This is a genomic window from Roseiarcus sp., from assembly GCF_052145395.1.
In the GTDB taxonomy this organism is placed as follows: Bacteria; Pseudomonadota; Alphaproteobacteria; order Rhizobiales; family Beijerinckiaceae; genus Roseiarcus.
Map to the genome: position 1 here is coordinate 1 of NZ_JBKQOT010000361.1, position 6,040 is coordinate 6,040.

At 66.5% G+C, this 6,040-nt stretch carries 6 protein-coding genes and 2 pseudogenes; 2 read left to right on the top strand and 6 right to left on the bottom strand.

Annotated elements, in window-relative coordinates; all coding sequences use genetic code 11:
* From ACLP25_RS12145 to ACLP25_RS12160, 4 genes and pseudogenes are all read right to left on the bottom strand, one after another.
* The coding region (locus ACLP25_RS12145; RefSeq protein WP_442469452.1) for a tyrosine-type recombinase/integrase at window positions 1-657 on the bottom strand (657 nt) is incomplete at its 3' end.
* A gap of 310 nt (window positions 658-967) precedes the next feature.
* Window positions 968-1,142: pseudogene (locus tag ACLP25_RS12150) on the bottom strand (ClpX C4-type zinc finger protein); the annotation flags it as partial.
* Window positions 1,143-2,142: 1,000 nt separating this feature from the next.
* Window positions 2,143-2,576 (bottom strand): annotated as a pseudogene (locus ACLP25_RS12155) (NAD-dependent epimerase/dehydratase family protein); the annotation flags it as partial.
* Window positions 2,577-2,637: 61 nt separating this feature from the next.
* Window positions 2,638-3,594: a tyrosine recombinase XerC gene (locus tag ACLP25_RS12160; RefSeq protein ID WP_442469457.1), complete on the bottom strand. Its 957-nt coding sequence runs from the start codon at window positions 3,592-3,594 to the stop codon at window positions 2,638-2,640.
* A gap of 109 nt (window positions 3,595-3,703) precedes the next feature.
* Between ACLP25_RS12160 and ACLP25_RS12165 the strand changes: the two genes are divergently transcribed.
* Window positions 3,704-3,958 (top strand): type II toxin-antitoxin system Phd/YefM family antitoxin, encoded by a 255-nt coding sequence (locus ACLP25_RS12165; protein WP_442469453.1) that lies wholly within the window; start codon window positions 3,704-3,706, stop codon window positions 3,956-3,958.
* On the top strand, window positions 3,955-4,362 hold the full coding sequence (locus tag ACLP25_RS12170) for a type II toxin-antitoxin system VapC family toxin (RefSeq protein WP_442469454.1): 408 nt from the start codon (window positions 3,955-3,957) through the stop codon (window positions 4,360-4,362). The genes ACLP25_RS12165 and ACLP25_RS12170 overlap by 4 nt, the downstream gene beginning before the upstream one ends.
* 4 nt (window positions 4,363-4,366) lie before the next feature.
* On the opposite strand, the gene ACLP25_RS12175 is transcribed toward ACLP25_RS12170, so the two are convergent.
* Window positions 4,367-4,768 (bottom strand): (deoxy)nucleoside triphosphate pyrophosphohydrolase, encoded by a 402-nt coding sequence (locus ACLP25_RS12175; protein ID WP_442469455.1) that lies wholly within the window; start codon window positions 4,766-4,768, stop codon window positions 4,367-4,369.
* Window positions 4,765-6,006, bottom strand: coding sequence for a bifunctional glutamate N-acetyltransferase/amino-acid acetyltransferase ArgJ (gene argJ, locus ACLP25_RS12180; protein ID WP_442469456.1), 1,242 nt, complete (start codon window positions 6,004-6,006; stop codon window positions 4,765-4,767). Before argJ ends, ACLP25_RS12175 begins: the two co-directional genes overlap by 4 nt.
* Window positions 6,007-6,040 lie beyond the last annotated feature (34 nt).

Sequence of the window (6,040 nt, forward strand, 5' to 3'; positions counted from 1 at the left end):
GCTGAAGAAGCGCGTCCGGCTCCGCTCCGGGTTCTTGCTGATGCCTCGGCAAGGGTTGCCTTGCGCCTGGTTGCGCCAAGCAGCGTCCTCATCGGGCAAGCGCTTCAGCGCGAGTGAGAACATCTTCGACATGACCGCTAAGACGCGGTTCGCTCGAATGGGTTTGCCTCGCCCGGTGATGGCGCGGCAGAGGGATTCGATATCAACGTTGTCTATGCTGGCGACCTTCCTCTCGCCGAGCACCGGCAGAATTTCCTTCTTGATCATGTGCCAGTCGCTGAGCTGCGAGCTGGCTGCCTTCAAAGGCAAATGCTCGGTCCGGTATCTCTGGGCCAGATCCGCGACAGTCGGGGCTGTGCGCCGGGCGCGCTTGTCGCCCGCGACGTCCTCGCCACGATCGACGCGTCGCCTGAGGAGCTTGGCCTCGGCGCGCGCCGCCTCGGAGGACCATGCGGGGTAATTGCCAATGGTGAAACGTCGCTCCATGCCTTCAATGCGGTAGTTCAGGAAGAAGGAGCGATCGCCCTGAGGGTGCCGTCGGGTCGGTGCGTAAATGCGGACGCCAAAGCCCTTGATTTCAGCGTCCCAGATGGTGATAGCGCCCTTCGCGGGCGCGGGCTGCTTTTTCAACCATGTGTCACTAATCTTGGTGGTCATTTTCGCGAGCCTCCCTTGCCCACCACGGTGTCGCAGCGTTGAAAGGAGCCGTCGGGCATTTCGACATAGGTCTTGTCCGCCTCCAGCCCGGCGAGGATCGCGTCGACGGCGCGACGGACGGCGGCGGTCCGGCGTCGGAGCTCTTTCTTGGCGAGCGTCCCGGTCCATGCCGTCACAGCTTCCGTCAGCGCCTTGCGCTTCTTCAGGTTGCCGGAGCCGTAGGCTTCGAGCGTTTCGACAAGCTGGTTCACCGCCAACTGCAGCTTCTCGCCTCCGAGGGGCGGCGGGATGATTCCACCCTTGTCCCGCATGACGTCCACGCAGAGCCCGACGCATTCGTCGCAAATAAAGACGGACGCGAAGGCGATAAGCTTTCGCACTTCATGCTGGCTCTTGCTGCAGAACGAGCAGTAGAGCGTTTTTTCAGCATCGCCCTCATCGCGGGCTGGCGCGGCGCTTTCATCCGCGCGCAGCCCGGCATTCATTGGCCCATTGCGCATCTCGGCGATCAGCCGCTGAACGCCGCTCGGCCCCGTTTCCGGTTCGCCGTTGCTGGTGTACGGCGTCGCTATTTCACCCGTCAGGATTTCGCCCTCCAGCACGGGCTCAGCGGCAGGGTCTTTCGCCGTTTGCTCCGTGCGCTTGACGGTGACGACGGTCGTCCTCGCCGGTTGTTTGGACACCCGGACGGTAATTGCCTGCTCGGCCGCATTGAGCGACGTCCTGCCGGCCTTCACTTCCTCGTGCAGCTCGGGCGAGGCCTTCTTGACCTTCTGGGCGACGGCGACGCTGCTCTCGCTCACGTCCAGCTTCGCCGCAATCTCGGCGCGCGTGGGTTCAAGATGGGAATTCCCATCTTGCCCGGCGGTGCGCTTTCCACCATGGCCGCGCGTTTCGAGGTCGGCGGCGATGGCGGACCGCTGGGATGTGGTCAGGTGCCGGCGCGTCAGGTTCTTCGAGATGACGTAGTCGAGAGGGCCGCCGTCGAATTCGATGACGCGCTCGAACGGCCGGTACCGCGGCTCGACGCCGGCCGCCATGCACGCCTTGTAGCGGGTGCGGCCATCGAGGATCTTGCCCTCGTGGGTGACGATATCCTCGACCAGCCCATGGGCCTTAATGTCGGCGACGAGATCGTCGAAATCGGTCCCCGTCACTTCGGGGAAGATGAGAGCGAGAGCGTGAGGCTCCAGCCTGGTCTCGCTCACTTGCTCCGGGACGGGTTGTGTGGTGTCGCTTTCTTCAGCCATTGGGACCGCTCCTTACGGTTCGGATGGTTAGGGGGCGGCATGACGTTGGTAGCGTCGTGTCGTCCCCGCTTGCGCTGTGCTGCGTCGGCTTTTCGTCAGCGTCGCGCAACGTCGTCATCTGCCGCCAATATGGTGCCGGCATCCTCGCCATGCAATGGGAAGCCGTTCGTTATCAACGTCTTTCTGGGGCGGGAACCCTGATGTCCCGTCAGTTCAAGAGGTTAAGGGGGCGGCTTGGAGAAGCATGGAAGTCCCTGTCGCCCTCGGCGAAGCAGACGCCATAGGTTGTTTCGCTCGACGCGATCACGACCTTGCGCACCCCGAGCTTCATCGCCGCCTCGATGACGTTGTAGGTGCTAACCACGTTCTTGGTGAAGGTGGTGTTGTCCGGCTCGATCAGCACTCGAGGCACCGCGGCGAAATGGACGACGGCGTCGGGGGCGCCGGCGGACGGCCGAGGTCGTAGCCGGAAAAGCCGCGGTGCGCGGTGAGGGCGTTGAACGCCTGCCCGCTGTCGGCGAGGTCGGCGACCAGCGTCGGCACGCCCGGAAAGTCGAACGGCTTCAGATCGACGTTGAGGACGTCGTAACCGTGGGTGACGAGATGCGGGACGGCGTGGCGGCCGGCCTTGCCGGAGCCACCGGTGAAGACGATGCGTTTGCCGGTCATGGGAAGCCTCGCATAGGGGAGGCCGCTTTCATACCGCCTTGGGCGGACGACCGTCGATAGCCTACGCCCGCGGATGGGCCGACTTGTACGCCGCCAGCAACCGGGCGCTGTCGACGCCCGTGTAGACCTGGGTGGTCGACAGCGAGGCGTGGCCCAGCAGGTCCTGGATCGTGCGGAGATCTCCGCCGCGCGCGAGCAGGTGGGTGGCGAAGGAATGGCGCAGCGCATGGGGAGTCGCGCTGTCGGGCAGGCCGAGTGCGCCGCGCATCCGCTCCATGGCGAGTTGCACGATCCGCGGCGACAGCGGGCCGCCCTTGGCGCCGACGAACAGGGGGCCGTCGGGTTTCAGCGTGTAGGGGCAGAGCGCGAGGTAGTCCTTGATCGCCTTGCGCACCGGCGCAATCACCGGGGCGGAGCGCATCTTTTTGCCCTTGCCGATCACCGTCACCGCTTCGACCGCGCCGATCGGCGCGTCAGCGCGCTTGAGGCCCAACGCCTCGGAGATGCGGAGGCCCGCGCCGTAGCAGAGCGCCAGCACCGCCGCGTCTCGGGCGAGCACCCATTGTTCCCGCGCCTCGCCCGCGCGCGGCCCGGTCGTCGTCACCGCGCGGGCGTCCGACGGGTTCAGCGGACGCGGCAGCCGGCGGGCGCTTTTCGGCGCCCTAATTGCGCCGAGCGCGGAAGCCGTCTCGTCGGTGTCGCGGGCGATCGCCCGCGCCAGCGAGCGCAAAGCCGAGAGCGCCCGTTGCAGCGAGCGTCCGTCGATCCCCTCGGCCCGCCGCCGGGCGAGGAAAGCGCGCAGATCGCCCGGCGCGCAATGCACGAAGCCGGAAATCGAAGGCGGCGCGCCGCAGCGCTCGGCGAGAAAGGCCAGAAACTGCCGCGCGTCGCGGCCGTAGGCGTCAATGGTGTGCGCCGACATCTTTCGCTCCGCTGCGAGATGGCGAAGCCACGCCGAGACCGCGGCCGCGAGATCGGGCGCGGCGGGCAGGGCGGCGGAAGCGAGCGTGTCGGTCATGGCGTCAGGATAGCGCGCACGGATTAAGGGCACATTGCGGCGGCTGCTCCACTGGCGAAGTCGCGCCACGCGCGCTATATCTAATCGGTCAATCTGACCGGTCAAAATCATGGCTGATGGCCTCGAATACCAGGCGTCCGAAGCAAAGGCGAAATTCGCGGAGTTGCTCGACCAGGTCGAGCGGGGCGCCATCGTGCGCATTACGCGGCATGGGAAAACCATCGCCCGGATCGTTCCGGCGGCGGAAGTCCATAGGTCCGAGGCGGCGGAGGCGATCAAGCGGTTGAAAGCGCTCCGCGGGCAACTCGGCAAAGCGCCCCTCGATGAGATTCTGGCCAGCCGTCACGAAGGACACAAGTATTGACAGCCTTCGTGATCGACGCCTCGATCGCGGCGGCATTCGCCTTCGGGGAGAACGACGACCCGCGGGTCATGTCCGCGATCGAACGGCTCGGCGAGACCGTGGCGCTTGCGCCGACCGTCTTCTTCTATGAGCTTCGCAACGTGCTGATCGTCGGCGAGCGACGCGGGCGAAGCACGCCGCAAAAGTCCGCAGACTTCCTACGCAATCTTGCGGCCCTTCCTCTGAAGATCGTGGCCCCGCCGGACGGCTCGGAGCTTATGGCGCTCGCCCGCGCACGAAAGCTGACAGTCTACGACGCCGCCTATCTGGATCTCGCGATCCGCGAGGGCCTGCCGCTCGCGACTCTGGATCGCCAACTCGAACGCGCGGCGCTTGCCGAAGGGGTCGCCCTGTTCGGCGCGTGAGGCCCTACCCCAACAGGTCCTGCAGTGGCGGAATGAGCGGCGCGTCGGCGGGCGGCATGGGGTAGTTGCGCAGGTCTTTCGGGCGCACCCATTTCAGCGCCTGCCCGTCGAGCGGCTGCACGAAGCCCTCCCACTTGCGGCAGATGTAAAGCGGCATGAGGAGGTGGAAGTCGTCGTACGCGTGACTCGCGAAGGTCAACGGCGCGAGGCAGGGCGCCTTGACCGTGATCCCGAGCTCTTCCCTGAGTTCGCGGATCAGCGCGTCCTCGGGCCGTTCGCCCGCATCGATCTTGCCGCCGGGAAACTCCCAAAGCCCCTCGAGCGCCTTGCCTTTGGGCCTCTGGGCCAGCAGCACGCGGTTGTCGACGTCGACGAGCGCCGCCGCGACGACCAGCAATAGCTTCACGAGCGATAGTCGCCGTTGATCGCCACGTACTCTTTGGTCAGGTCGCAGGTCCAGACCGTCGCCCGCCCGCGGCCGATGCCGAGGTCGGCGGTGATCTTGATCTCGGGCTTCTTCATATAGGCCGAGGCTTCCGCCTCGTCGTAGGCGGGATCACGCAGGCCCTGATGGGCGACGCGGATCCTGCCGAAATAGATGTCGAGCTTGTCCCGCTCGGCCTTCTCGCCGGCCTTGCCGACGGCCATCACAACGCGGCCCCAGTTCGCGTCCTCGCCGCCGACCGCGGTCTTGACCAGCGGCGAGTTGGCGATCGACAGCGCGATGCGCTTGGCGGCCTTGCGGGTCGCCGCGCCCTCGACTTGGACCTCGATGAACTTGCGCGCGCCCTCGCCGTCGCGCACCACCTGATGGGCGAGCGAGCGCAGAAGCTTGTCGAGCGCGCGCCGGAAAGGACCGAGGCGCTCGTCGGCGGGGTCCTCGATCCGCGGCGCGGACTTCGCTGCGCCGGTGGCGAACAGCATCAGTGTGTCGGAGGTCGAGGTGTCGCTGTCGACGGTGATGGCGTTGAAAGAACGCTCGACCGACTTCGACAGCATCGCTTGCAGCGCCGCCGATCCGATCGGAGCGTCGGTGAAGACGTACGAGAGCATGGTCGCCATGTCGGGCGCGATCATGCCGGCGCCCTTGGCGATGCCGTTGATCGCCACGATCGTGTCTCCGAGCGGGGCGAAGACGGTGGCGACCTTGGGATAGGTGTCGGTCGTCATGATCGCCTTGGCGGCGTCCATGAGGCGGTCCTCTCGAGCGCTGTCGCAGAGGTCGGCCAAAACGCGCGCGATCCGCGCGCCGTCGAGCGGCTCGCCAATCACGCCCGTCGAGGCCATGAACACTTCGCTGGCCCGGCAGCCAATCGTCTTGGCCGCGGCTTCAGCCACCAGTTCGACCGCCTCGATCCCCTTATGGCCGGTGAAGGCGTTGGCGCTGCCCGAATTCACGATCAGCGCCCGCGCCTTGCCGTCCTTGAGCTGCTGGCGACACCAGTCGACCGGCGCCGACGGGCACTTCGAGCGGGTGAACACGCCCGCAACCTCGGCCGGCCCGTCGAACACCGCCATCATCACGTCTGTGCGCCCCTCGTAGCGCACGCCCGCGGCGATGGTGGCGAAGCGGACGCCGGCGATCGGCGGCAAAGCCGGATATTTCTTTGGCGCAAGCGGGGAGAGCGGGGCGGGAGCGGCCATCGATCGTTCCGTTGGGGGAAGGGGAGCGGGAGCG

Coding starts and splice junctions, on each gene's coding strand:
- ACLP25_RS12160 (WP_442469457.1), bottom strand. CDS start 3,594: ATGACCGACACGCTCGCTTCCGCCGCCCTGCCCGCCGCGCCCGATCTC.
- ACLP25_RS12165 (WP_442469453.1), top strand. CDS start 3,704: ATGGCTGATGGCCTCGAATACCAGGCGTCCGAAGCAAAGGCGAAATTC.
- argJ (WP_442469456.1), bottom strand. CDS start 6,006: ATGGCCGCTCCCGCCCCGCTCTCCCCGCTTGCGCCAAAGAAATATCCG.